We start from the raw sequence: 25378 nt of genomic DNA, 5'->3' as shown, positions 1-25378 counted from the left end.
TGACGCACAGTGAGCGCCATGGACAACCGAGTGAGCGTGCCGGGAACGCCCCTGCCGAGCGGGCCGCCCGCGCCCCGCCGTTCCCGGCGGTTGCTGCGGCGGGTACTGGTCACCGCGCTGAGCGGCGGTGTGGTCGCGGGAGCGGTCCTGGCCATGTGGCCGGGGATCCGGCCCGGAGCCGCGAGTGAACCCGCCCCGGGCCCCCGGGCCCACCGGGCGCAGCTGCGCGCCCCGGCGCAGGCGGCGCTGGCGCTGACCGCGGTGACCACCGGGATGCCGGCCACGCTGCCGGCCCTGACGGCGCTGATCGGACAGCAGGAGCAGCGGGTGCGGGCCCAGCCGCAGGACGCCAAGGCGTGGGCGGTACTGGGGACGGCGTACGTCGAACGGGGGCGTGCCACGGCCCGGACGGCCGACCTCCCGCGGGCCGAGCGGGCGCTTGAGACCTCGCTCCAGTTGGTGGACGAGGAGCAGAACGTCCAGGCGCTGGACGGCCTGACCGCGCTGTCCCTGGCGCGCCGTGACTTCACCGAGGCGAAACGTTACGCCGAGCAGGCGCAGGAGCTGGCGCCGACGCGGTGGTCGTCGTACTCCCAGCTGATCGACGCGGACACCGGGCTCGGCGACTACGACGCGGTCGGCGACTCCTTCGACAAGCTGATGGCGCTCAAGCCGGGTCCGGCCGAGCGGCCCGCGGTGATGGCGCGGGCCGCCGCGGTCTACCGGAACCGGGGCTGGCGCGAGGACGCGGTGGCCCAGCTGACCGACGCGGCGGCCGCCGCCGGCACCCCCGCCGAACAGGCCGCCTGTCTCACCCAGTTGGGTCAGCTGGCCTTCGAGCGCGGGGATCTCCAGGACGCGCTGCGGCACTACGACGCGGCCCTGCGCCAGGACGCCGACCAGCCGGCCGCGCCCGCCGGGCGGGCCCGGGTGCTGGCGGCGCTGGGCCGTTCGACGGAGGCGGTGACCGCGTACCGCACCGCGCTGGCCCGCCGCCCGGACCCGCGCGACGCGCTCGACCTGGGCGAGCTGTACGAGTCGCTGGGCATGGTCAAGCAGGCCCGCGCGAGCTACGACCAGGTGCGGGAGCTGGCGCGGCGGGAGACGTCGGACGGGGTGGACGACGAGCTGGTGCTCGGCCGGTACGAGGCCGACCACGGGGACGCGCAGCAGGCCGTGGAGCGGCTGCGCGCCGAGTACGACCGGCAGCCCGGCACCGAGGCGGCCGACGCGCTCGGCTGGGCGCTGCACCGGGTCGGCGAGGACGAGGAGGCCCTGGAGTACGCCACGACGGCGACGGACGGCACGAAGGGCGGGGGCGTGCGCAGCGCGCTGTACGCCTATCACCGGGGCGCGATCGAATCCGCCCTGGAGCTGGACGGTCCCGCCCGGCGCAGCCTTCAGGAGGCGCTCCAGATCAACCCGGCGTTCTCCCCGCTGTGGGCCCGCGAGGCGAAGTCGGCCCTCGCGGCACTGGGGAATCCGCCGGATGTGGCGGTGCCCGGGTGACGCGTCCGGGTGGACGCGGTGACGGGGACCGGCCGGTGGGTGCGGCACCGGGCGGTCCCCGTCGTGGGGGGTGGCGGTCACTCTGTCCAGAGATCGCCGCGCCGCTCTCCTAGAGGCCGGCGCGCCTGTCCCTGGAGGTCGCGGCGACGGTCCCAGAGGTTGCCGCGACAGTCCTAGAGGTTGCCGCGCTTCTCCTGCTCGCGCTCGATCGCCTCGAACAGGGCCTTGAAGTTGCCCTTGCCGAAGCCCATGGAACCGTGCCGCTCGATGAGCTCGAAGAACACGGTCGGCCGGTCCTGGACCGGCTTGGTGAAGATCTGCAGCAGGTAGCCGTCCTCGTCGCGGTCGACGAGGATCTTCAGCTCGCGCAGGGTCTCCACGGGCACCCGGGTCTCACCGGCCCACTCGCCGAGGGTGTCGTAGTACGAGTCCGGCGTGTTGAGGAACTCGACACCGGCCGCGCGCATGTCACGGACGGTCTGCACGATGTCGTTGGTGTTCAGCGCGATGTGCTGGACGCCGGGGCCGCCGTAGAACTCCAGGTACTCGTCGATCTGGGACTTCTTCTTGGCGATCGCGGGCTCGTTGAGCGGGAACTTCACCTTCAGGGTGCCGTCCGCGACGACCTTCGACATCAGCGCGCTGTACTCGGTCGCGATGTCGTCGCCCACGAACTCCTTCATGTTCGTGAAGCCCATGACCTTGTTGTAGAACCCGACCCACTCGTCCATCTTGCCGAGTTCGACGTTGCCGACGCAGTGGTCGATCGCCTGGAAGGTGCGGTGCTCGGGCTGCGCGACGATCGGCTCGGCGGCCACGAAGCCGGGGAGGTAGGGGCCCTCGTAGCCGGTGCGCTCGACCAGGGTGTGGCGGGTCTCGCCGTACGTGGCGATGGCCGCGAGGACGACGGTGCCGTGCTCGTCCTTGACCTCGTACGGCTCGTCGATGGAGCGGGCGCCCTGCGCGATGGCGTACTCGTACGCGGCGCGGGCGTCCGGGACCTCGATGGCCAGGTCGATGACGCCGTCGCCGTGCTCGGCGACGTGCTGCTCGATGAAGCGGCCCCACTCGCTCGACTGCTTGATCACCGAGGTGAGGACGAACCGGGCCGAGCCGTTCTCCAGGACGTAACTGGCGGTCTCGCGGCTGCCGTTCTCCGGTCCGGAGTAGGCGACCAGCTTCATGCCGAAGGCGGCGGAGTAGTAGTGCGCGGCCTGCTTGGCGTTGCCCACGGCGAAGACGACCGCGTCCATTCCCTTGACCGGGAAGGGGTCGGCCTGCCGGGCGGTCGCGTCGGGAGTGTGCTGTGTGGTCTGCGTCATAGCGGAAGGGTGACCGGACTCTGCAAGGTGCGCAATAGTTTCCGTATCCACTGGGCAATTTGTTAGGTGAAACGGCCCAGTGGCCGGGCTTTCTGTACAGGATGACCACCCCGGGAGGGGCCGTGGCGATCGATCATCTGGACGGGCGGATCATCGTGCTGCTGGCACGGGAGCCGCGCATCGGCGTGCTGGAGATGTCCCGGCGGCTCGGGGTCGCCCGGGGCACCGTGCAGGCCCGGCTCGACCGGCTCCAGTCGGACGGCGTGATCCGCGGCTTTGGTCCCCAGGTGGACCCCGCGGCCCTCGGCTATCCGGTCACCGCGTTCGCCACGCTCCAGATCCGGCAGGGCCAAGGGGCGGACGTGCGGGCCTACCTGGCGACGGTGCCGGAGGTGCTGGAGCTGCTGACCACGACCGGCAGCGGGGACATGCTGTGCCGCCTCGTGGCCCGTTCGAACGCGGATCTGCAACGGGTGATCGACCGGGTCGTCGGCTTCGAGGGCATCGTGCGGGCCTCCACGGCGATCGTGATGGAGAACCCGGTGCCGCTGCGGGTGATCCCGCTGGTGGAACAGGCGGCGGAGGAGTGAGGGGCCCGACGGGCGCCCGTCCCCTGTGGACGCAGCTGCGGGACGCGCCGCGGGACCACGGCCCCGCCACCGCGTCCCGACCGGCCGAGCGGCTCGGCGAGTCCAGCCTCGGTGAGTCCAGCGGCGCGACCAGCTACCACATGCGTCGGCCCTAACAGCTCGGTACCGAGCCCTTTCCGGTCTCCAGGGCACGCAGGGAGTCGACCGCGCTCTTCAGGGTGGTCACCGGGACCAGGCGCAGGCCCTTGGGGAGATCGCCGCGGGCATCGGCGCACTCGGCCCTCGGGACCAGGAAGACGGTGGCACCGTCCCGGCGCGCGGCCTGCGTCTTCAGGCCCACGCCGCCGACCGCGCCGACATGGCCGGCCGCGTCGATCGTGCCCGTACCGGCGACGGTACGGCCGCCGGTGAGGTCGCCGCCGTGGCCGTCGCCGTTCAGCTTGTCGATGATCCCCAGCGTGAACAGCAGGCCCGCGCTCGGGCCGCCCACGTCCGCCAGCTTCAGCGTGACCTCGACCTTGTCGGGGCTCAGGCCGAGGTACTTCAGCGCCGCGCTGGTCGCCGCGTCCTGCGACTGCCGCATCTGCGCCGTGTTGTGCTGCTCGATCTCCTTGAGCGTGTTGCCGCTCGGGTACACCGCGTCGCGGGGCATCACGGCCCGGTCGGTACGGAACCAGTCACCGGCGAGGTCCGCGAAGGTGAGGCGGGCGTCGGGGCCGGTCGCCTCGATGGTGACCATCCTCAGCTGGCCGCTCGTCGGGCGGGTGTCGGCACCCTTGACCGTGATCACCTGCGCGCCCCGGTTCGACCCCAGCACGTTCGCCGTCATCCCGGGCTGCGCCACGGAGAAGGGCAGCGGCGCGAACACCGCGGTGGCGAGGAGCGCGACGACCGGGAGCGCGCACAGGGTGAGGGCCTGGGGGCGCGTGAGACGTGAGAGCACGGGGCCAATTTACGTGACCGGTGCGGTCCGGCGGGTCGGCGGTGACGGACAGGGGTGCCGGGATCCGCCGGCGCGACGCCGGCAGGGGTGCCGGGTCCCGTCAGCGCAAGGCCTCCGCCACCTCCCGGGCCGCCTCCACCACCCGCGGGCCGACGCGTTCCGGGACGGAGTCCGCGAGCATGACGACGCCCACGCTGCCCTCCACCCCGGTCACTCCCACCAGCGGCGCGGCCGCCCCGCACGCGCCCGTCTCCAGCTCGCCCTGGGTCAGGGTGTACGCCGGTTCCGCGGCGGGGGCCCGGCGGGCGGCCAGGATCGCGCGGCCGGCCGCGCCCCGGTCCAGGGGGTGCCTGAAGCCCGCGCGGTACGCCACGTGGTAGTCCGTCCAGGTCGGCTCGACGACCGCCACCGCCAGCGCCTCCGTGCCGTCGACCAGCGTGAGATGCGCCGTCGCGCCTATCTCCTCCGCCAGCGACCGCAGCGCGGGCAGCGCCGCCTCCCGGACCAGCGGGTGCACCTGGCGCCCGAGCCGCAGCACGCCCAGCCCGACGCGGGCCCGGCCGCCCAGATCACGTCGTACCAGGGCGTGCTGCTCCAGCGTGGCGAGCAGCCGGTACACCACGGTCCGGTTCACGCCCAGTTTGTTGGCCAGCTCGGTGACGGTGAGACCGTGGTCGGTGTCGGCGAGCAGCTTGAGGACACGCAGTCCCCGGTCGAGCGTCTGAGAGGTCTCCGCGGTCACGACCCCCACTCCTTCGGCGGTGAGGCCGGCGAACCCCCGGGCGGGAAATGCGTCACCGAGTCCCGTCGGCGACGCGCTCCAGAGGCCGCCGATCGGCAGGACGGCCCGGCGGCTCCGGACCCTGTCGCTTTCACGGCTGCGCTCCGCGGCGGCGCTGCCACGGGGCGTTGCGTAGCGGGACAGTAGCGAAGCGGGTTCGCTGAGCGGAAGTCTTCGTCCAGAATCCGGGCAAGGACGAAGACGAACTGACGGTATACGTCCGGATACGTACGGCAGCGTAACCCGAGCCGTCAGCCGCGCGTCAGCGCATCCGCGTCGCCCACTCCTGCACCTTGGTGATCCGCTGCTTCAGCTGCCCCGCCGTCGCCTCCGCGCTCGGCGGCCCGCCGCACACCCGGCGCAGCTCGGTGTGGATCACCCCGTGCGGCTTGCCGCTCTGGTGGACGTAGGCGCTCACGAGCGTGTTGAGCCGCTTGCGCAGTTCCATCATCTCCTTGTGGGAGACGACGGGGCGCCGCTCGGCGGGCAGTTCGAGCAGGTCGGCCTCGGTGTCCGGCTTCTTCTTGCTGTGCGCGATCTGCCGGGCCTGCCGCTTCTGGAGCAGCATCTGCACCTGGTCGGGCTCCAGCAGTCCGGGGATGCCGAGGTAGTCCTGCTCCTCCTCGCTGCCCGGGTGGGCCTGCATGCCGAACTCGGCGCCGTCGAAGAGCACCCGGTCGAAGACGGCCTCGGACTCCAGCGCCTCGAAGGAGAACTGCTCCTGCTCGCCGGTGTCCTCGTCCTGCTCCTTGTTCGCCTCCTCCATCTCCTTCTCGGATTCGGCGTACGGGTCCTCCTCGCCCTCCTTCTTCGGCTTGTCGAGGGCGTGGTCCCGCTCCTTCTCCATCTCGTTGGCGAAGGTCAGCAGGTCGGGCACCGTCGGCAGGAAGACGGAGGCGGTCTCGCCGCGCCGCCGGGAGCGCACGAAACGGCCCACGGCCTGCGCGAAGAACAGCGGGGTGGAGATGGTGGTGGCGTACACCCCGACCGCGAGGCGGGGCACGTCGACGCCCTCGGACACCATGCGCACCGCGACCATCCAGCGGTCGTCGCTCGCGCTGAAGTCGTCGATGCGCTTGGAGGCGCCGGTGTCGTCGGACAGGACGACCGTGGCCTTCGTACCGGTGATCTCGCGGATCAGCTTGGCGTAGGCACGGGCGGAGTCCTGGTCGGAGGCGATGACGAGGGCACCGGCGTCCGGGATGGCCTTCCTGACCTCGGTGAGCCGCTGGTCGGCGGCGCGCAGCACGCTGGGCATCCAGTCGCCGCGCGGGTCGAGCGCGGTGCGCCAGGCCTGGCTGACCGCGTCCTTGGTCATCGGCTCGCCGAGCCGGGCGGCGATCTCGTCACCGGCCTTGGTGCGCCAGCGCATCTGCCCGCTGTAGGAGAGGAAGATGACCGGGCGCACGACGCCGTCGGAGAGCGCGGAGCCGTACCCGTAGGTGTAGTCGGCGGCCGAGCGGCGGATGCCGGCGTTGTCCTCCTCGTACGTCACGAAGGGGATGGGGTTGGTGTCGGAGCGGAACGGCGTACCGGTCAGCGCGAGCCGCCGGGTCGCGGGCTCGAACGCCTCCAGGCACGCCTCGCCCCAGGACTTGGAGTCGCCGGCGTGGTGGATCTCGTCCAGGATCACCAGGGTCTTGCGCTGCTCGGCGCGGTTGCGGTGCAGCATGGGACGGACGCCGACGCCCGCGTACGTGACGGCGACGCCGTCGTACTCCCGGCCGAGCGGCCCGGCGCTGTACTCGGGGTCGAGCTTGATGCCGACCCGCGCCGCCGCCTCGGCCCACTGCTTCTTCAGGTGCTCGGTGGGCGCGACCACGGTCACCTGCTGCACCACGTGGTGGTGCAGCAGCCACGAGGCGAGCGTCAGCGCGAAGGTGGTCTTGCCGGCACCGGGCGTGGCGACGGCGAGGAAGTCACGCGGCTGCTCCTGGATGTACTTCTCCATCGCCCCCTGCTGCCAGGCACGCAGCTTGTTGGCGGTACCCCAGGGCGCGCGGCCGGGGAAGGCGGGGGAAAGGTGGTGGGAGGAAGCGGCGGTGGTAGTCACGGTCTCCGTGGTCAGGTTCAGTCGGCTACGTATGACAACCGGGCCACCCTACCGGCGCCACCCGCCCCTCCCGTCCCGAACGACCCGGGGTCACCGCCGGGTGGGATCCACGTCACAGCCCCCGCAGCCGCCCCGCGATCGCGCCCACGTCGCTCTGTGCCCCCGCCGCCACATCGATGACCAGCGCGTACGCCGCGTCCTGGTCGACTCCGGCGAGATCGACCCCGTTGAGCGCGAGGAAGGTGGCGGTGGCGAGCCAGGCGGTGCGCTTGTTGCCGTCGACCAGGGGATGGTTCGCGGCGAGGGCGTGCAGGAGGGCGGCGGCCTGTTCGTACAGGTCGTCGTAGGCGGGCGTGCCGAACATCCGGGCGCGGGGGCGGTGCACGGCGGAGGCGAGCAGCCCCGGCTCCCGCGCCTTCGGCGGCCGGCCGCCGAAGGCGAGCGTGGCGAGGGCGGTGACGTCGGCGACGGTGAGGTGGCGGGCGGCGCGGGTGGCCTGGGTGGCCTCGGTGGCCTCGGTGGCCTGGGTGTTCATTCGCCGAGCCTCCTCAGCAGGTCGGCGTGGGCGCCCGCCAGCCGCTCGGCGGTCCCGCGCACGGTCGTCTCCTCCGCCGCCAGATACCGGCGTACGGCCTCCTCCAGCACCTGCTCCGGCGTACGCCCCTGTGCGTCGGCGAGGTCGGAGAGGGCCTGGTGGGTGGCGGGATCGAGGTGCACGGTCAGTGGGCGCATGACGGCAAGCCTAGGCGCATGATCAGGGACCGGACGACGGGATGACGGGTCCGCCGGGGCCGTCCTCGCGGTGGCGGCCGCTCGCCGCTCCCGCAGCGGGTCGTCACCCACACGCGGCACGGCCGGGACTGGAGCCAGGAGCCCAGCGCCCAGGCGCCGCCGCCCGCGACCAGGGAGAGCCCGGCGAGCGTCGGCGACCTCCTCCCGTGAACGCCGTATGGCAGTCACATTGCAGCCGGACCATTCCCCTTGAGCCCCCTCCGCCCCCGCCATACGGTCGTTCCATCAACACGGCCGTGTGCCCGAGTGGTTCAGGGGCTCGCCTGCAAAGCGAGTTACGTGGGTTCGAATCCCGCCACGGCCTCTTTTGACGGGCGGGGTGTTCTCAGAGCACCCCGCCCGACTCGTCCTGGAAAGAGGTCGTCCAGTAGTGCCAGGCCGTGGCCGGGAGGGTGGCGGTCGGGTCGAGGGTGGTCAGGGTGTGGAGCATGGCGGCGGCCAGTTGGTCGTAGGAGGTCGTCGTCAGTTCGTGGGAGAGGTGCTGGTCGATGGTGCGTTCGTGGTGGAGGAGCCAGAGGGTGAACGCGAGGGTGGAGACGTCGGTGTTGAGGGGGTGGAGCGCGGCCTCGGGGGCGCAGAAGGTCAGCACCGCGCCCGTGCGGCCGTCCACCACCAGGCTGTTGTCCTCGACCAGGCGGCCGAGGCGGATCAAGTGGTCGCAGTGGGCCGGGAGTTCGGCGAGGGGGTAGTCCGCGCACTCCTGGGTGACGTACTCGCGCAGCGTCGGCAGCGGGGCGTCCGGGTCGGTGAAGAAGAGGACCGCCTCCTCGGGCAGCCCGGTCTTGCGCAGGAAGCGGCGGGTCGGCTCGTGCGTGAGCGTGGCCGGGAAGTCGACGTCCTCGAAGCGGGCCACCCGGCCGTGCCCGAACTCCTGGTCGAGGACACGCGCGGGGATGTCCAGGGCGAGACCGGACGCCGTACCGGGACCCGCGGCGAGCGCGAGCGGGCGGATCAGGGCCGCCGCCTTCCAGTACGGCGGCACCCGGCCGTCCGTGCCCTCCTCGAAGAGGGCCAGCAGCCGGCGGGAGGCCTCGGCGACCGTCCTCGGGCCGTACTGCCCGGCCAGCGAGGCGAACCGGCCGCGCAGGCCCACCAGTTCCTCGGTGACCGCGGCGAAGCTCAGCAGCGTGGCCAGGGACGGTGCGAAGGGGCGCCAGGCGGAGGGCTCGCGGAGGTACGCCGTCGTGATCTCGCCCGTGTCGCCGTCGAGCAGGATCGACTCGCGCTCCATGCCCGCCGGGTTGAGCAGCTCGCCTATCACCAGGCGGTCCCGCAGCTCCTCCGCCAGGTGGAAGGGGCCGTCCGCCGCGTCCGCGAGGGTGCGCAGGCCGTGCGCGCGCAGGGGCGAGAAGGTCAGCACATCGGTGACGGCGGGCAGCCCGGGGCCCGCGAGCAGACCGCGCGTCGCCGCATGCGTGACATGGCGGTCCAGCTCGGCGTCGGTCAGCGTGATCGCCGCCCCGGCATCCGTCGTCGTACCCATCGCTCCCCCGCGGTCTCGCCCGTGCGTGCCCCGGTACGGGCCCCCGCGCCAGGCGGCTCCCCCACCGCTGAGCACACTACGCGGCCCCACTGACAACGCCCCGCGGCGGACAGGCGCCGGACGGCCCCGACGCGTCGCCCGGCGGCGGTCAGCGGTCGGTGACCACGGCCGCCTGGGGGCGGATCGGAAGCCGGTTGACCGGGCGTCCGGTGGCCGCGCGGACCGCGGAGGCGATGGCCGCCGGGGACGTCACCACCGGCACCGCGCCGGCCGACTTGGCGCCGAACGGCGCGACCACGTCCCGCTCCTCCACCAGCTTGACGATCCGGATGTCCGGCACGTCCAGGGCGGTCGGCAGGGCGTACCCGGTCAGGTCGGGGTGCCGGATCAGACCGCGCGGGGTGCGCAGGTTCTCGGTGAGCGCGATGCCCACCCCCTGGGCGACACCCGCCTCGATCCGGGCCGCCAGCTGGGCGGGGTTGAGCACCCGGCCCACGTCCTGGGCGACGGCCAGCTCCACCACCCGCACCGAGCCCAGCTCGATGTCCACGTCCACCACCGCGCGGATCGCGCAGAACGCGAGGCCCACGAACGCGTCGCCCTGCCCGGCCGCGTCCAGCGGCTCGGTGGGGTGCGGGCGGCACTGCGCGGTGGCCCACAGCTCCTTGCCGTCCAGCGCCTCGGTGACGGTGGTCGACAGCACCCCGTCGTACGAGGTGATCTTGCCGTCCTCGATCTGGAGCAGCTCGGTCGACATGCCGAACTTGTGGGCCAGCGGCTGGAGGAGCTGGGTGCGGACCATCTTCGCCGCCCGCTCCACCGCGCCGCCCGACACCCAGGTGTGCCGGCCCCGGCTGCCCGGTCCGGACGGCGGCTGGTCGGTGTCGACCGGGGCGACCCGGACCTCCTCGATGCCCAGGGTCTCCTGGACGATCTGCCGGGCCAGCGTGGTGAATCCCTGGCCGGCCTCCACCGCCGCGCACAGCACGGTCGCGATGCCGTCGTGGACCTTGACGGTCGCCGTGGACACCTCGTCGGCGCCCTCCGCGCCGAGCATGTGCACCATGCCGAGGCCGTAGCCGACCCCCCGGCGCACCGCGCCCGGCTCCCCCGCGCCCTCGGGTCCGCCGGGCAGCAGCCAGTCCTCCTCGGGGGTGTCCTTGGGCAGCTCCGGGAGCGGGAAGTCCCGTACGGCCTGGAGGAGTTCGGCGACCGGGGCCGGGCAGGTCACGGTCTGGCCGATGGGCAGCACATCGCCGGTCGCGAGGGCGTTGCGCAGCCGCAGTTCGGCCGGGTCCACGTCCAGCTTCCGGGCCAGCTTGTCCATCTGGGCCTCGTAGGCGGCGCACACCTGCATCGCGCCCTCGCCGCGCACATGGCCGGAGGGCGGGTTGTTGGTGCGTACGGCCCAGCCCTCGATGAACGCGTTCGGCACCACGTACGGCCCGCACGCGAAGGAGACTGCGGCGGCCAGGGCGTCCGCGGAGGTGTCGGCGTAGGCGCCCGCGTCGAGGAGGATCTGCGCCTCCACCTTCACCAGGTTCCCCTCGGCGTCCGCGTGATGGCGGTAGCGCAGCAGGGTGGGGTGTCGGTGGGCGTGGCCGAGGAAGGACTCCTCGCGGCTCGCGGTGAGCTTCACCGGGAAGCCGGTGCGCAGCGCCAGCAGGCCGAGCGGGAGCTGGAAGCTGCCGTCCTCGCGGTCGGCGGTGGCACCGGGCACCCCGGTGACCACGATCTTCACCCGATCCGGGGACAGCCCGAAGCAGGCCGCGGCGGTGTCGCGGTCGTGGTGCGGGTCGGTGGAGGCCAGGTACAGCTCCACCCCGCCGTCGGGGCGCGGCACCGCGAGACCGGCCTCGGCGCCGATCGGGGCCGGGTCCTGGCGGCCGATCCGGTACAGCCCCTCGACCACGACCTCGCCGGTGGCGTCCGCGTCGCCGTGGCGCAGCGGGATGTGCCGGATCAAGTTGCCGTCGGGGTGCAGGGGTTCGGCCTCGAACGCCTGCTCGGGGTCGGTCACCGGGTCGAGGATCTCGTACTCGACGATGATCGCGGCGGCGGCCATCCGCGCGGTGTCCGGGTGGTCGGCGGCGACGGCGGCGATGGGCTCGCCGTGGTGCCGTACGACCTCGGCGGCGAACACCGGCCGGTCGGGGGTGCCCCGGCCGTGGCGGGCGGTGCCCGGCACGGCCTCGTGGGTGATGACGGCGCGCACGCCGGGCATCTCGCGCGCGTGGGAGGTGTCGATGGACACGATCCGGGCGTGCGCGTGCGGGGAGCGCAGGACGGCCGCCCAGAGCAGGCCCTCGGCCCACAGGTCGGCGGCGTACGGGAAGGTGCCCTCGGTCTTGGCGCGGGCGTCCGCGTGCGGCAGCGAGACGCCGAGGCCGTGCAGTGCCTGCTCGGGCTCGGGGGCGGGTTCCGCGGTGGCGGTGGCGGCTTCGTCGCTCACGCCTGGCCTCCGTCCTGGCCGTAGTGCTGGTCGTACGGGCCGGGCGTGTCGCCGTAGCCGTCCGGGGCGGGCGGCGGTGTGTCGAAGACGCCCGGGGCCTCGAACACCGACGGGTTGACGCCGCCGGAACCGGGGCCCGCCTGGTGCGGTACGCGCGCGTCCTCGGCGTCCGCGTCCGCCTCCGGCTCGGGGGCGTGCGCGGCCTCGCGCTCGGCGACGACCTCCTGGACGGCCTGGACGACACCCCGGTAACCGGAGCAGCGGCACAGGTTGCCGCACAGGGCCTGCCGGGTCTCCAGCTCGGTCGGCGCGGGGTTGCCCTCCAGCAGGTCGTGCGCGGTCATCGCCATGCCGGGCACGCAGAAGCCGCACTGCACGGCGCCGCACCGGGCCAGCGCCCGCTGCACGTCGGAGGGTTGCCCGTCCTGGGCCAGCCCCTCCACGGTGCGCACCTCGGTGCCGGCCGCGGTGACCGCGGGCACCAGGCAGGAGGCCACGAGCCGCCCGTCGACCTGCACGTTGCAGGCCCCGCACTCGCCCTGCGAGCAGCCGTCCTTGGCCCCCGCGAGGCCGAGCCGCTCGCGCAGCACGTAGAGCAGCGACTCGCCGATCCAGGCGTCGGTGACGGGCCGGTCGGCGCCGTTGACCCGCAGGACGTAGGAGGCGAGGGGGTGGTCGTCGTGGGGAGAGAGGGGGGCCGGCTCCGGTTCTTCCGGTGCCTCGGCGGCCTCGGGTGCCTCGGCCTGCTCGGGCTCGGCGTCGGCGTGTTCGGCCGCCGCCGGCTCGGGGACCGGCGTGTCGCCGTCGTGCGCCGGGGCGGGCTCCGTGGGTACGGCGGGCGCGGGCACGGGCGTGTCGGACCGCTGCCCGGGAAGGCCGGGCACGGGCGCGCCGGACCGCTGTTCGGGTACGACGGGTACGGCCGGGTCACCGGTGGGCGCCGGGGTGCCGTGCGCGGGCGTGGCGGCCTGGTCGGGCGCGGCGGCCTGGTCGGGCGCGGCGGCCTGGTCCGCGTGTCCGGCGGGACCGTCGGCGGGCGCGTCCGGGCCCACGGGGGTGCCCGCGGGCGGCGTACGGTGCTCCGCCGCCGCCTCGTCCCGCGGGTGCGCCGGGTGCCCGTCCGGGGCGGGGTACGACGGCTCGGTGGAGGGCGCGGGGATGTGCGCGGCGGCGGGGTGGCCGCCGGGCTCCGTACCGGGCTCGGGGCTCGCCTTTGGGCCCTGCTCCGGGTGCGCCGGACCGGGGTGGCCGGTCTGCTGGGGCACGCCCTGCCCGTGCGCGCCCTGCCCGTGCGCGCCGTGCTCGTGTCCGGCCCCGCCGGGCGTGTCCTGCGCCCCGCCGGGCCGGTCGTGCGCGGGCTGCTGGGGGCGCTCGCCGGACAGGGCGTCGCCCTGAGGGTGCGCGCTCGGCGCGTGTCCCGCCTGCGGCGCCTGCCCGAGCGGGCCCTCTACGCGCCCGTCCTGCCCGTCCTGTCCGTTCCGCTCGTCCTGCGCGGGTACGGCGTGCTCCTGCGCCCCGGCCGCGTCCTGGCCCGGTGCGACCGTGCCGTCCGCCTGTCCGGGCCGCTCGTGACCGCCCTGGGCGTACGCGCCGTGCGCGTCCGCGCCCTGCGGGTGCCCGGCGGATTCGTGCGCGCCCGGCGCGACGTCCGGTTGCCCGAAGCCGCCCTGTTCGTACCCGCCCTGCTCGTACCCGCCCTGCTCGTACGCGGCCTGCGCCTGCCCCGAAGGGTCGTACCCGCCCTGCGCGTGCCCGGCCGCGTCGTGCGCGGCCGGGGGCTCCCCGGCGCCGCCCTGCTCGTACGCGTCGTGCCCCAGCGTGTCCTGGCCGTACGCGCCCGGCGCGGACCCGTTCCGCTCCGGCGCGCGGCCCGCCTGCTCGTGCGCGCCCGGCACGGCCCCGGCCTGCCCGTGGGCGTCCTGGCCGTACGCGGCGGCGTCCGGCCGCGCACCCGGTGCCCCGCCCTGCTCGGGCCCCGCGTGCTCGTAACCGCCCTGTCCGGCCCCGGACTGCTCGTACGCGGCCTGTGCGCGGGCCTGGCGGCGCGCACGGGCGCTGCCGACCCCCTGCCCGGTGCTCTGCGCGCGCCCGGCACGGTAGTCGGCGCCCCCCGTGTGTCCACCATGCCCCGGCTCGTACGCCTCGGGGCCGAACGCCTCGTCCTCGGCGCGCGCTCCGCCCTCGGCGCCGTACGTCTCGTGCCCGTACGCCTCACCGGATCCGTACGTGTCCGGGCCCTGCGCGGCCTCGGCCTGGTCGCCCCACGGACGGCCCGCGTCGGTGGCCCAGGGTGCCGGCGCGCCGCCCGGGAGGGTGGCCGGCGGGGTGCCGCCCCACTGCTCCACCAGGGACGACGTGGTGAACTCGCCCGATTCGTCCGGCAGCTCCCCGCCGGCGACCGGGATGGACCACTGCCCGGTGACGTCATGGCCGGGCGCGGCGGGGGCGGCCGGGGGCTCCTCGAAGTTCCAGTGCTGGGTGGCCGCGGGGTCGTACGTGAAGCGGTCGCCGCCCTGCGTCGCCCCCTGCCCGGTGTCCGGGTCGGGCCACTGGCCGCCGCCCTGGCCGCCGTTCGGGTCGGGCCACTGGGCGGCGCCGTTCTGCGGCGCGGGCCAGCCGCCCTCGGCCGGGACCCCCGGGATGCGCGGCGGCACATAGCCGTGGCCCGGCGCGGCCAGCGGGCTGTCGCCGGACAGCAGGGCGTCTATCCCGCCCTCGGGGAGCTTGACGAAGGCGGTGGCGCCGTCGTCGTAGTCGCCCTGGGGCAGCGGGTTCCAGCGGCCGCCGCCCTCGGGCGTGCCCTCTCCGTGCCGGTCGTCGGTCACGACAGCGCCCTCCCCAGTGCTCGTCGGGCCAGCGCGGCGACGGTGCGCCGCAGGTGCAGTACGGCGGGCGGCAGCGACGGCACCGTGCCGTCCGCCTCCGGCGCCGGGTCGGGGATGCAGGCCGCGGCGACGTACTCGCCGAAGGCGCTGAGCGCCTCGGGGACGAGCGCGCGGTCGTTGTCCCAGTCGATGAGCTGCGCGACCCACTGCTCGGCCTCCAGCGGCCGCAGCGGCATCGGCGCGATGGCCCCGACCGCGCAGCGCACCCCGCGCCGGGCGGGGTCGAGCACGAGGGCCACCGAGGCCAGCGCGCGGCCGGGGCCGGTGCGTCCGGTCGCCTTCAGGAAGACCTGCGGGGCGTGCAGCAGCGGCACCCGCACGAAGCCGATGAGTTCGCCGGCGCCCAGCATCTCCACGCCCGCCAGCAGGTGCGAGACCGGGACCTCCCGGCGTGCCCCGCCCGGTCCGGCGACGATCAGCGTCGCCTCCAGCGCGGCGAGCACCGGCAGCGCGTCCCCGGTGGGCGCGGCGGAGGCGATGTTGCCGCCCAGGGTGCCCGCGTTGCGGATGTGCGGCGGGCCCGCGGCGCGCGCGGCGGCGGCGAGCGCCGGGATCAGGGCCGCGAAGTCGGGGCGGCCCATGCGCGCGAGGGTGAGTCCGGCGCCGAGCAGCGCGTGGCCGTCCTGGTACTGCCAGCCGCGGATCTCGCTGATCCGGCCGAGGCCCACCAGGGCGGCGGGCCGCAGTTGCCCGGAGTTGACGGCGGCCATCAGGTCGGTGCCGCCCGCGACCGGGACCGCGGCGGGCATCGCGGCGAGCGCCGCCACCGCCTCGTCCAGCGTCGTGGGCAGCGTGACGGCCTGCCCCGCCTGCGGTGCGTGCGTGGTCAACCCGGCTGCCCCTTCCCGCTGCCCCACCTGGTCCCGCCTGTTGCGCCGTACGGTACGTGCTGACAGGGCGGACGTGGCAACTCTGGCACATCTTCGCAGGGCCCGAACGCGGGGGTCCGCTAGGAGGCATTCGCCCACCTCACCCAGGAGATGGCCCGTTTTCGCACCGGTTCACCGGTGCGCGCGAATTGCCACTCTTCGGTGAAGCTGTCGGGGTTTTTCCGCTATTTATTCCATCCACGTTGCGCGGCACGCCCGTTGGGGGACACCTGACGGGATCCGGCCGTTCCGGATCACCTGTTGGGCGGCGGTCCGTCGAGCGGGCGGCCCGGCACTCCGGGCCGCCGCTGCCACGGCCGGGGGCCGGTGGGCGGCCGGTAGGCGACGCCGAGCGCGTCAAGTCGCCGGTAGTGCACGGCCATCCGGCGCTCGAAGTCCGCGAATTCCCGTTCCGGGGGCGCGGGCAGCCGGCTCCAGGCGACCTCCGCGAACGCGGCGAGCCGGGGAAACGCCTGGTAGTCCACGCGCCGGGCATCCTCCAGGGCCTCGGTCCACACATTGGCCTGGGTGCCGAGCACATGGCGCGCCTCGGTCTCGGTGAGCGCGGCGGGAACGGGTTCGAACCGGTAGACGTCCTCCAGGGTGCGCACGAAGCCGATCGGTACGGGTTCCTCGTCGCCGGGGGCCTGCCGGTGGTCCAGGTACACGTACTGCTCGGGGCACATGACGACGTCGTGTCCGGCGCGCGCGGCGGTGACCCCGCCCGCGTAGCCGCGCCAGGAGGAGACCGCGGCACCGGGGGCGAGGCCGCCCTGGAGGATCTCGTCCCAGCCGATCAGCCGGCGCCCGCGCGCCCCGAGCCAGGTGTCGAAATGCCGTACGAACCACGACTGGAGCTGGTCCTCGTCGGCGAGGCCGAGTTCGGCGATGCGCTCCTGGGCGGCCGTCGATTTCCGCCACTGGTCCTTCGGGCATTCGTCGCCGCCGATGTGGATGAACCGTGACGGGAACATCTCCAGGATTTCCTCGAACACCCCTTCGTAGAACCGGAGGGTGTGGTCGGTGGGGGCCAGTACGTTGGAGTTGATCCCCCAGGTGTCCCAGACGGAGAGCGCGGAGGTGTCGACGACATCGGAGTTGCCGAGTTCCGGATACGCGGCGACGGCCGCCTGCGAATGCCCCGGCACATCGATCTCCGGCACGACGGTGATATGCCGTTCGGCCGCGTAGGCGACGATCTCCCGGATGTCGTCCTGGGTGTAGTAACCCCCGTGCGGCTTCTCCTCCCACAGCGGTGAGGCCCGGTGACCGAATTTCGTCCGCGCCCGCCAGGAGCCGGTCTCGGTCAGTCTCGGATACCGCCTGATCTCGATCCGCCAGCCCTGGTCGTCCGTCAGATGCAGATGCAGGACGTTGAGTTTGTGGGCGGCCATCAGATCGAGATAGCGCAGCACCCCGTCCTTGGGCATGAAGTGCCGGGCCACGTCGAGCAGCAGCCCGCGCCAGCCGAACCGGGGGCTGTCGCACACGGTGAGCGCGGGGAATTCCCAGGTGCCGCGACCGCTGACGGGGGCCCGCCGGAAGGCCTCGGGTCCGAGCAGCTGCCGGAAGGTGCCCGCGGCCCAGAACAGCCCGGCCTCGCTCGCCCCGTCCAGGGTGACCACCCTGTTCTCGGCGGTCAGCCGGTACGACTCCGGGCCGCCGAGTTCGTCCGCCAGCGCGGGCACGATCCGCAGCCGTACCCGGCCGTCCCGTATACGACTGTCGCCCTCGCGGTACGGCGCGAGGGGCAGCCCCGTCGCCGCGCCGACCGTCGAGCGCAGCCAGCAGGCCACCCGTTCGGTGCCCTCGGCGGCCTCGATCCCGGTGTCCGCGTCGACCACACAGCGGGCCCCCGCCGCCGCGCCGTCCGGCACCGCGACCCGGACCGGCGCCGGGATCAGCGCCGCTTCCCCGGCAGCCGCCGTCCCCTCGCCGCCGATGTCACCCATGTGGCCTCCCCGCCTCGCGTTGCACCCTGCGCAACAACCGTTTCGCTCCGCACAACCAGCCGATCGACAGGGAGGCTAGGACGCCCGGCAACCCGCCCACAAGAGGTCTCGACCAATCGGGTAAGCAAAGGGCCCCGGCGCACGCCGAAGCGCGCCGGGGCCCTCGCGGGTCACAACAGGAGACGGGCCTTACTTGCCCTTGCCCTTGTCGCCGCCCTTGTCCTTGTCGCCGCCGCTGCTCATGGACTCGTAGATCTCCTTGCACATGGGGCACACGGGGTACTTCTTCGGGTCGCGGCCCGGCACCCAGACCTTGCCGCACAGCGCCACGACGGGGGTGCCGTCGAGGGCGCTCGCCATGATCTTGTCCTTCTGGACGTAGTGGGCGAAGCGCTCGTGGTCGCCGTCGCCGTGGGACACCTGCGGCGTCGGCTCTACGAGGGTCCCCGTACCAGTCCCGGGCTCGGGCTCAAGAGTGCTCATATTGCCCAGGGTACTGAAGCGCCCGGCCATCAGTTGAGCGAAGGGTCGTCCGGATACGTGGCCACCATCGCCAGCTCGCTGCGCTGGCGGCGCAGCACCTCGCGCCACAGCCGCTCGGGCTCCGGCGAGGACACGTCGCCGGGCTCGGACTCCACCACGTACCAGGCACCCTCGGCCAGCTCCTCCTCCAGCTGGCCGGGCCCCCAGCCGGCGTACCCGGCGAAGATCCGCAGCGAGCCGACGGCCGGGGCGAGCAGCTCGGGCGGTGCCTCCAGGTCGACCAGGCCGATCGCGCCGTGCACCCGCCGCCAGCCCAGCGGGGCCCGCTCCCCGTTCGCGCCGCCCGGTATGACCGCCACGCCGAGCGCGGAGTCCAGCGAGACGGGACCGCCCTGGAAGACGACGCCGGGCTCGCCGGTCAGCTCGGCCCAGTCCGCCAGGATGTCGCCGACGCCCACCGGGGTGGGGCGGTTGAGGACGACGCCGAGGGAACCCTCCTCGTCGTGGTCGAGGAGGAGCACCACCGCGCGGTCGAAGTTCGGGTCCGCCAGGGCGGGGGTGGCCACGAGCAGCCGCCCTGTGAGCGAGGACACCTCGGTCATGCCAGACATGATCCCGCATCTTCCCCCCGAGTGGGGAGCCAATCGGAGTGCCCGGGTGAACGCAGCTCAGGGTGCGTGGGAGCAGGCCCGGCGCACGCTCACGCGCGGTGACGGCGTGTGTCCGATTGCAAACGTTTCGTGTTGTGACACACCCAGGACGCGACAGGGCGGTACGCGGACTTACGGACGGGGGGTGATCGGCGATTACCCTGTCCCACGGCCCGCCCGTGATCGGCGGCCCCCCATGCCCATCTGATCGGAACGCGAGATTCATGACCGTCAACGACGATGTCCTGCTTGTCCACGGCGGAAACCCGCTTGAGGGCGAGATCCGTGTCCGCGGTGCGAAGAACCTCGTGCCGAAGGCCATGGTCGCCGCGCTGCTCGGCAGCGCGCCGAGCCGGCTGCGCAACGTTCCGGACATCCGTGACGTGCGCGTCGTGCGCGGGCTGCTCCAGCTGCACGGGGTGACGGTCCGTCCGGGTGAGGAGCCCGGCGAGCTGGTGCTCGACCCGACGCACGTCGAGAGCGCCAACGTGGCCGACATCGACGCCCACGCCGGCTCCAGCCGTATCCCGATCCTGTTCTGCGGCCCGCTGCTGCACCGGCTCGGACACGCGTTCATCCCCGGCCTCGGCGGCTGCGACATCGGCGGCCGGCCCATCGACTTCCACTTCGACGTGCTGCGGCAGTTCGGCGCGACCATCGAGAAGCGGGCGGACGGGCAGTACCTGGAGGCGCCGAAGGGCCTGCGCGGTACGAAGATCACGCTGCCGTACCCGTCGGTGGGCGCCACCGAGCAGGTGCTGCTGACGGCCGTGCTGGCCGAGGGCGTCACGGAGCTGTCCAACGCGGCCGTCGAGCCGGAGATCGAGGACCTCATCTGCGTGCTGCAGAAGATGGGCGCGATCATCGCGATGGACACCGACCGGACCATCCGCATCACCGGTGTGGACAAGCTCGGCGGCTACACCCACCGGGCCCTGTCGGACCGCCTGGAGGCCGCGTCCTGGGCCTCGGCGGCGCTCGCGACCGGCGGCAACATCTACGTCCGCGGCGCCCAGCAGCGCTCGATGATGACGTTCCTGAACACCTACCGCAAGGTCGGTGGCGCCTTCGAGATCGACGACGAGGGCATCCGCTTCTGGCACCCGGGCGGCCAGCTGAAGTCCATCGCCCTGGAGACGGACGTGCACCCCGGTTTCCAGACCGACTGGCAGCAGCCGCTGGTGGTGGCGCTCACCCAGGCCACGGGCCTGTCGATCATCCACGAGACGGTCTACGAGTCCCGCCTCGGCTTCACCTCCGCGCTCAACCAGATGGGTGCGCACATCCAGCTCTACCGCGAGTGCCTGGGCGGCTCCGACTGCCGCTTCGGCCAGCGCAACTTCCTGCACTCCGCGGTCGTCTCCGGACCGACCCGGCTCCAGGGCGCCGACCTGGTCATCCCCGACCTGCGCGGCGGCTTCTCCTACCTGATCGCGGCCCTCGCCGCCGAGGGCACCTCCCGGGTCCACGGCATCGAGCTGATCAACCGCGGCTACGAGAACTTCATGGAGAAGCTCGTGGAACTGGGCGCCAAGGTCGAACTCCCGGGCAAGGCCCTCGGCTGACCCCGAGCAAACAAGCAAACAGGGCGGTCCCCCTCCGAGGAGGGGGACCGCCCTGTTTGACGTCGTCGGCCCTTTGGGGCGCGGGGCCGTATGGGATCTGCGGCTCCGCCGCGCGGGCGCGACCAGCCACGACGGACTGTCAGCCACCCACGGCGCTCACCTTGAACGGCGCTCCGGTGGACCGGCGCTCAAAGCGGAGCGCTTACTTGCCCTTGGCCGCTTCCTTGAGCTTGGAGCCCGCGGTGACCTTCACGCTGAACCCGGCGGGGATGTTGATCGGCTCGCCGGTCTGCGGGTTGCGCGCGGTACGAGCGGCACGGTGGGTGCGCTCGAAGGTCAGGAAGCCGGGGATGGTGACCTTCTCGTCGCCCTTGGCGACGATCTCGCCGACGGTCTCGGCGAACGCGGCCAGCACGGCGTCGGCGTCCTTGCGGGTCACCTCGGCACGGTCGGCCAGCGCGGCCACCAGCTCACTGCGGTTCATGTTGTTACTCCCGTGTTTTCTTGCCGTTGGGGTGTGCCACGCGGCGGTTATGCCGGCGGCACTGCGATGCCGATGCGCTCGCGCCCAGGGACGCATCCTGCCCCTACCTGCGGCGGGAAAGCCAATCCGGCACCCGTAGGAGTCGTGAGAACACCCAGGGGAGTCACACGAAAAGCGCCTGATCGGCGTCACCCTAGAGGGCGCCCGGCACCAGGTGGTTCCACGACGCGCCGGTACAGGGGGCCACCGTGGTGATCCTCACAGCCCCCGGCACCGTACGACACGCCATGGACGGGCGATCGGCCCTGGTCAGACCGTTGCGCCGACCGCCTTGGCGGCCTCGCGGACCGCGCCGGCGACGGCGCCCGCGACCTTGTCGTTGAAGACGCTCGGAATGATGTAGTTGGGGTTCAGCTCATCCTCGCTGACCACATCGGCGAGCGCCTTCGCGGCGGCGAGCATCATCTCCGTGTTGACGGTACGGGACTGCGCGTCCAGCAGGCCGCGGAAGACACCCGGGAAGACCAGCACGTTGTTGATCTGATTGGGGAAGTCCGAGCGGCCGGTGGCCACCACCGCGGCCGTCTGGCGGGCGATCGCCGGATCGACCTCGGGGTCCGGGTTCGCGAGCGCGAACACGATCGCGCCGTCCGCCATGGCGGCCACGTCGTCGCCGTCCAGGACGTTCGGGGCCGAGACGCCGATGAAGACGTCCGCGCCGCGCACGGCCTCCTTCAGGGTGCCGGTGAGGCCCTCGGGGTTGGTGTTGTCGGCGATCCAGCGCAGCGGCGAGTCGGCCGCGGCGTTCACCAGGTCCTCGCGGCCCGCGTGCACCACGCCGTGGATGTCGGCCACGACGGCGTTCTTGGCGCCCGCCGCGAGCAGCAGCTTGAGGATGGCCGTACCGGCCGCGCCGGCGCCGGACATCACGATCCGGATGTTCTCGATCGCCTTGCCCGTGACGCGCAGCGCGTTGGTCAGCGACGCCAGCACGACGATGGCGGTGCCGTGCTGGTCGTCGTGGAAGACCGGGATGTCCAGGGCCTCGCGCAGCCGGGCCTCGATCTCGAAGCAGCGGGGCGCGGAGATGTCCTCCAGGTTGATGCCCGCGAAGCCGGGGGCGATCGCCTTGACGATCTCCACGATCGCGTCGGTGTCCTGGGTGTCCAGGCACAGCGGCCAGGCGTCGATGCCGGCGAAGCGCTTGAAGAGGGCCGCCTTGCCCTCCATCACGGGCAGCGCGGCCTTGGGGCCGATGTTGCCGAGGCCGAGCACCGCGGAACCGTCCGTCACGACCGCAACCGAGTTGCGCTTGATGGTGAGACGGCGGGCGTCCTCGGGGTTCTCGGCGATCGCCATGCAGACGCGGGCCACACCCGGCGTGTAGACCATGGAGAGGTCGTCACGGTTGCGGATGGGGTGCTTGGACTGCATCTCGATCTTGCCGCCGAGGTGCATCAGGAACGTACGGTCGGAGACCTTGCCGAGAGTGACGCCCTCGATGCCGCGCAGCTTCTCGACGATCTCCTCGGCGTGGGCCGTGGAGGTGGCCGCGATCGTGACGTCGATACGGAGCTTCTCGTGCCCGGACGCGGTGACGTCGAGGCCGGTCACCGAGCCTCCGGAGGACTCCACGGCGTTGGTGAGCTGCGAGACGGCCGTTCCGCTCGCGGGCACCTCCAGCCGGATGGTCATCGAGTAGGAGACGCTGGGCGCCGTTGCCATGGCCGACTTCCTCTGCTTTCACCGTGTCGCTAGTTGTGCCGTCCGATCGTCGCACCTACCGATCAGTACGTGGTAGTCGCCCTCGATTACGGACGTTTTGTTCACGGGTGGTGACCGACTGACGCGCGTTTCCGGAAAACGACTTCCACCATACGAGAGTCAGCGGCCACAAGAAAGAGGCCCACGTCACTCTGTCGTGACGTGGGCCTCCACGTTGATGACACCGACCCGCCATGCTCGCCTCGCGGCAAGTGGTCCCTCGAAGGGACGAAGGTTGGGCCCGGGGGCTTGGATCGAGCCGGTGCCGTACCCAGGCTAACAAACGGATGCCGGATGCCATTCCCCCTGTGGGGAGTTCGCCGAAAACTCAGTCGCGCAGCAGATCCGGCACCCCGGCCGCGTCCGGCTCGTCGCGCTCCCCCGACACCACCGTGAGCTGCTGGGTCGCCCGGGTGAGCGCCACGTAGAGCACGCGCAGCCCGGCCGGGGACTCGTCGGCGATCTCGGCGGGCGAGACGACCACCGTCGCGTCGTACTCCAGTCCCTTGGCCTCCAGGCTGCCGAGCGCCACCACCCGGTCGCCGAGCCCGGCCAGCCAGCGTCTCGCCTCCTCGCGCCGGTTCATCGCGACGACCACGCCGACCGTGCCGTCCACCAGGCCCAGCAGCCGCTCCGCCTCGGCCCGCACGGTGGCCTGGAGGGACTCCCCCACGACGGTGAAGCGCGGCTCGACGCCGGTGGACCGTACGGCCCGCGGCGACTCGGCGCCGGGCATGGCGAGCGCGAGCACCCGGGCGGCCAGCTCGGCGATCTCGGCGGGGTTGCGGTAGTTCACGGTGAGCTGGAAGCGGCGCCGGGGGCGGCTGCCCAGGGCCTCGTCGCGGGCCTCGGCCGCCTCGTCCGGGTCGGACCAGGAGGACTGGGCCGGGTCCCCGACGACCGTCCAGGTGGCGTGCCGGCCGCGGCGGCCGACCATCCGCCACTGCATCGGCGTGAGGTCCTGCGCCTCGTCCACGATGACGTGCGCGTACTCGGTGCGCTCCTGTGCCAGCCGCTCGGCCCGCTCCCGCTGGGTCTCCTCGCGCACCGGCATCAGCTCCTCCAGGCCGGTGAGCTGGTCCAGCGGGTCCAGCTCCCGCTTCCTGCGGGGCCGGGCCGGGACGCCCAGGATCGCCTGGAGCTCGTCCAGCAGGGCGATGTCGTGCACCGTGTGGCCGTCGCGCTTGAGCGAGCGGGCCACCTTGCGCACCTCGCCCGGGTTGAGGATGCGGCGCGCCCAGCGGCCGAGCCGCTTCTCGTCGGCCATCGCGTCGAGCACCCGCGCCGGGGTCAGCTCCGGCCACCAGGCGTCCAGGAAGCCGATGAAGGCGTCCTCGCCCGTGATGTCCTCGTCGAAGGAGGAACGCAGCTCGGCGGCCAGCTCCGGGTCGGTGTGCCGGGACCCGGCGCCGGACTTCGCCCACAGGGCGTCCAGCAGCAGCTTGCGGGCGCGCGGGCGCAGCAGGTTGACGGGGGCGGTGCCGCCGAGGGCCGTACGGCGGATGCGGTCCAGCTCCTCGGCCTCCAGTTCGAGACGGCGGCCGAAGGCGACGACGCGCAGCCGGGTGGGGTCGACGGCGGGACGCGGCGTGTCGTCGTCGTCCTCCTCGTGGGCCGGCCGGAGCGCGGCGCCCAGTTCCAGGGCGCCCCTGGCGGCCTTCCGCAGCACCTTCAGCATCCGGTACGAGCCCTTGGCGCGGGCCGCGGACGGGGAGTCGTACAAGGTCGCCGTCACGCCGTCGACCAGCGAGCCGATCGCCCGGATCGCGACCTGGCCCTCCTCGCCGAGCGAGGGCAGCACGCCCTCGGTGTAGGCGACGAGCAGCGGGGTCGGGGAGACGATGAGGATGCCGCCCGCGTACCGCCTGCGGTCCTGGTAGAGCAGGTAGGCGGCGCGGTGCAGGGCGACGGCGGTCTTGCCGGTGCCCGGGCCGCCCTCCACATAGGTGATCGAGGCGGCGGGGGCCCGGATGACGAGGTCCTGCTCGGCCTGGATGGAGGAGACGATGTCCCGCATGGTGTGGCCGCGGGCCTGGCCGAGGGCGGCCATCAGGGCGCCGTCGCCGATGACGGGCAGTTCCCGGCCGTCGAGGAAGGCGGTGAGCGCGGGCCGCATCAGGTCGTCCTCGACGCCGAGCACCCGGCGTCCCTTGGACCGGATGACACGCCGGCGCACCACCCGTCCGGGCTCCACGGGGGTGGCCCGGTAGAAGGGCGCGGCGGCGGGGGCGCGCCAGTCGATGACGAGCGGGGCGTAGTCCGCGTCGAGGACGCCGATGCGGCCGATGTGCAGGGTCTCGGCGATGTCGGCGGTGTTGTCCTCGCGCACGACGCCCTCGGCCGGCTCGACGGCCGTGTAGGCCCCGTCGGGCCCCTTCTTGCCGTCCTTGCCGAGCAGCAGGTCGATGCGGCCGAAGAGGAAGTCCTCGAACTCGTTGTTGAGCCGGTTCAGGTGGACACCGGCGCGGAAGACCTGCGCGTCCCGCTCGGCGAGCGCGCCGGGGGTGCCGACCTGGCCGCGCTGGGCCGCGTCGTTCATCAGGAACTCGGCCTCGTGGATCTTCTCCTCCAGCCGCCGGTACACCCGGTCCAGATGTGTCTGTTCGACGCTGATCTCTCGGTCGCGCACGGAGTCCTGTGCGTCGTGTTCCGAGCCGACCGCGGATTGCTGAACCTGAGCGGCCACCGGGCCCCCTTCTGACGTGCTGGGCAGCCGTCAACCGTACGCGAAGGGAGGCGGGCGAGGCTACGGGACCCGGGTGCTTCGCCGGATACGGCGATCTTGGGGGCGGGCGTCCCGG

Annotated in this window: 20 protein-coding genes and 1 tRNA gene; 5 read left to right on the top strand and 16 right to left on the bottom strand. The window is 73.2% G+C overall.

What is annotated here, in order from left to right:
• Positions 1-18 precede the first annotated feature (18 nt).
• Positions 19-1509: a tetratricopeptide repeat protein gene (locus QHG49_RS21720; protein ID WP_301490828.1), complete on the top strand. Its 1491-nt coding sequence runs from the start codon at positions 19-21 to the stop codon at positions 1507-1509.
• 173 nt (positions 1510-1682) lie between these two features.
• On the opposite strand, the gene hppD is transcribed toward QHG49_RS21720, so the two are convergent.
• Positions 1683-2831, bottom strand: a complete 1149-nt coding sequence (gene hppD, locus QHG49_RS21715) for a 4-hydroxyphenylpyruvate dioxygenase (protein WP_159701800.1) — start codon at positions 2829-2831, stop codon at positions 1683-1685.
• A gap of 122 nt (positions 2832-2953) precedes the next feature.
• On the opposite strand from hppD, the gene QHG49_RS21710 reads away from it, so the two are divergent.
• Both QHG49_RS21710 and QHG49_RS21705 read left to right on the top strand, forming a co-directional pair.
• On the top strand, positions 2954-3421 hold the full coding sequence (locus QHG49_RS21710) for an Lrp/AsnC family transcriptional regulator (RefSeq protein WP_186337812.1): 468 nt from the start codon (positions 2954-2956) through the stop codon (positions 3419-3421).
• Entirely contained in the window at positions 3418-3576 is a 159-nt protein-coding gene (locus QHG49_RS21705; RefSeq protein ID WP_301490826.1) for a hypothetical protein, read from the top strand. The genes QHG49_RS21710 and QHG49_RS21705 overlap by 4 nt, the downstream gene beginning before the upstream one ends.
• On the opposite strand, the gene QHG49_RS21700 is transcribed toward QHG49_RS21705, so the two are convergent.
• The 5 genes from QHG49_RS21700 to QHG49_RS21680 form a co-directional block, all read right to left on the bottom strand.
• Positions 3573-4364, bottom strand: a complete 792-nt coding sequence (locus QHG49_RS21700; RefSeq protein ID WP_159701803.1) for a S16 family serine protease — start codon at positions 4362-4364, stop codon at positions 3573-3575. The two genes, QHG49_RS21705 and QHG49_RS21700, sit on opposite strands and share 4 nt — an antisense overlap.
• Positions 4365-4464: 100 nt before the next feature.
• Positions 4465-5106, bottom strand: a complete 642-nt coding sequence (locus tag QHG49_RS21695) for an IclR family transcriptional regulator (protein ID WP_159701806.1) — start codon at positions 5104-5106, stop codon at positions 4465-4467.
• A gap of 301 nt (positions 5107-5407) precedes the next feature.
• On the bottom strand, positions 5408-7198 hold the full coding sequence (locus QHG49_RS21690) for a DEAD/DEAH box helicase (protein WP_159701808.1): 1791 nt from the start codon (positions 7196-7198) through the stop codon (positions 5408-5410).
• Between the two features lie 112 nt (positions 7199-7310).
• Positions 7311-7733: a type II toxin-antitoxin system death-on-curing family toxin gene (locus tag QHG49_RS21685; protein ID WP_301490823.1), complete on the bottom strand. Its 423-nt coding sequence runs from the start codon at positions 7731-7733 to the stop codon at positions 7311-7313.
• Positions 7730-7930 (bottom strand): CopG family ribbon-helix-helix protein, encoded by a 201-nt coding sequence (locus tag QHG49_RS21680; protein ID WP_159701814.1) that lies wholly within the window; start codon positions 7928-7930, stop codon positions 7730-7732. The genes QHG49_RS21685 and QHG49_RS21680 overlap by 4 nt, the downstream gene beginning before the upstream one ends.
• Positions 7931-8222: 292 nt before the next feature.
• On the opposite strand from QHG49_RS21680, the gene QHG49_RS21675 reads away from it, so the two are divergent.
• Positions 8223-8294 (top strand) — tRNA-Cys (locus QHG49_RS21675).
• Positions 8295-8315: 21 nt separating this feature from the next.
• Here the strand turns inward: QHG49_RS21675 and QHG49_RS21670 are convergent.
• The 7 genes from QHG49_RS21670 to QHG49_RS21640 all read right to left on the bottom strand — a co-directional run bounded on the left by QHG49_RS21670 (position 8316) and on the right by QHG49_RS21640 (position 18716).
• A complete protein-coding gene (locus QHG49_RS21670; RefSeq protein WP_301490822.1) occupies positions 8316-9473 on the bottom strand; it encodes an SUKH-4 family immunity protein in 1158 nt (385 codons plus the stop codon).
• A gap of 148 nt (positions 9474-9621) precedes the next feature.
• Positions 9622-11925, bottom strand: a complete 2304-nt coding sequence (locus tag QHG49_RS21665) for a xanthine dehydrogenase family protein molybdopterin-binding subunit (protein WP_301490821.1) — start codon at positions 11923-11925, stop codon at positions 9622-9624.
• A complete protein-coding gene (locus QHG49_RS21660) occupies positions 11922-14750 on the bottom strand; it encodes a 2Fe-2S iron-sulfur cluster-binding protein (protein ID WP_301490820.1) in 2829 nt (942 codons plus the stop codon). Before QHG49_RS21660 ends, QHG49_RS21665 begins: the two co-directional genes overlap by 4 nt.
• Complete coding sequence (locus QHG49_RS21655; protein ID WP_111584373.1) at positions 14747-15640, bottom strand: xanthine dehydrogenase family protein subunit M; 894 nt, start codon at positions 15638-15640, stop codon at positions 14747-14749. The genes QHG49_RS21660 and QHG49_RS21655 overlap by 4 nt, the downstream gene beginning before the upstream one ends.
• 293 nt (positions 15641-15933) lie before the next feature.
• Positions 15934-17631: a beta-N-acetylhexosaminidase gene (locus tag QHG49_RS21650; RefSeq protein WP_301490818.1), complete on the bottom strand. Its 1698-nt coding sequence runs from the start codon at positions 17629-17631 to the stop codon at positions 15934-15936.
• A 189-nt stretch (positions 17632-17820) separates the two neighbouring features.
• Positions 17821-18114 (bottom strand): DUF3039 domain-containing protein, encoded by a 294-nt coding sequence (locus QHG49_RS21645; RefSeq protein WP_236576300.1) that lies wholly within the window; start codon positions 18112-18114, stop codon positions 17821-17823.
• A gap of 29 nt (positions 18115-18143) precedes the next feature.
• Positions 18144-18716: a YqgE/AlgH family protein gene (locus QHG49_RS21640; protein ID WP_159701828.1), complete on the bottom strand. Its 573-nt coding sequence runs from the start codon at positions 18714-18716 to the stop codon at positions 18144-18146.
• A 272-nt stretch (positions 18717-18988) separates the two neighbouring features.
• Here QHG49_RS21640 and murA point away from each other — a divergent pair, with 272 nt between their 5' ends.
• On the top strand, positions 18989-20329 hold the full coding sequence (murA, locus tag QHG49_RS21635; protein ID WP_145485254.1) for a UDP-N-acetylglucosamine 1-carboxyvinyltransferase: 1341 nt from the start codon (positions 18989-18991) through the stop codon (positions 20327-20329).
• A gap of 202 nt (positions 20330-20531) precedes the next feature.
• Here murA and QHG49_RS21630 read toward each other — a convergent pair whose 3' ends face one another.
• The 3 genes from QHG49_RS21630 to QHG49_RS21620 form a co-directional block, all read right to left on the bottom strand.
• Positions 20532-20813: an HU family DNA-binding protein gene (locus QHG49_RS21630; RefSeq protein WP_014673024.1), complete on the bottom strand. Its 282-nt coding sequence runs from the start codon at positions 20811-20813 to the stop codon at positions 20532-20534.
• 309 nt (positions 20814-21122) lie between these two features.
• Positions 21123-22538 (bottom strand): NAD-dependent malic enzyme, encoded by a 1416-nt coding sequence (locus QHG49_RS21625; protein ID WP_145485253.1) that lies wholly within the window; start codon positions 22536-22538, stop codon positions 21123-21125.
• A gap of 367 nt (positions 22539-22905) precedes the next feature.
• On the bottom strand, positions 22906-25263 hold the full coding sequence (locus QHG49_RS21620; protein ID WP_301490814.1) for a UvrD-helicase domain-containing protein: 2358 nt from the start codon (positions 25261-25263) through the stop codon (positions 22906-22908).
• Positions 25264-25378 lie beyond the last annotated feature (115 nt).

Source organism: Streptomyces sp. WP-1 (assembly GCF_030450125.1).
In the GTDB taxonomy this organism is placed as follows: domain Bacteria; phylum Actinomycetota; class Actinomycetes; order Streptomycetales; family Streptomycetaceae; genus Streptomyces; species Streptomyces incarnatus.
Note: the sequence above shows the minus strand (reverse complement) of the source record. Positions and strands in the feature narration are given on the sequence as shown.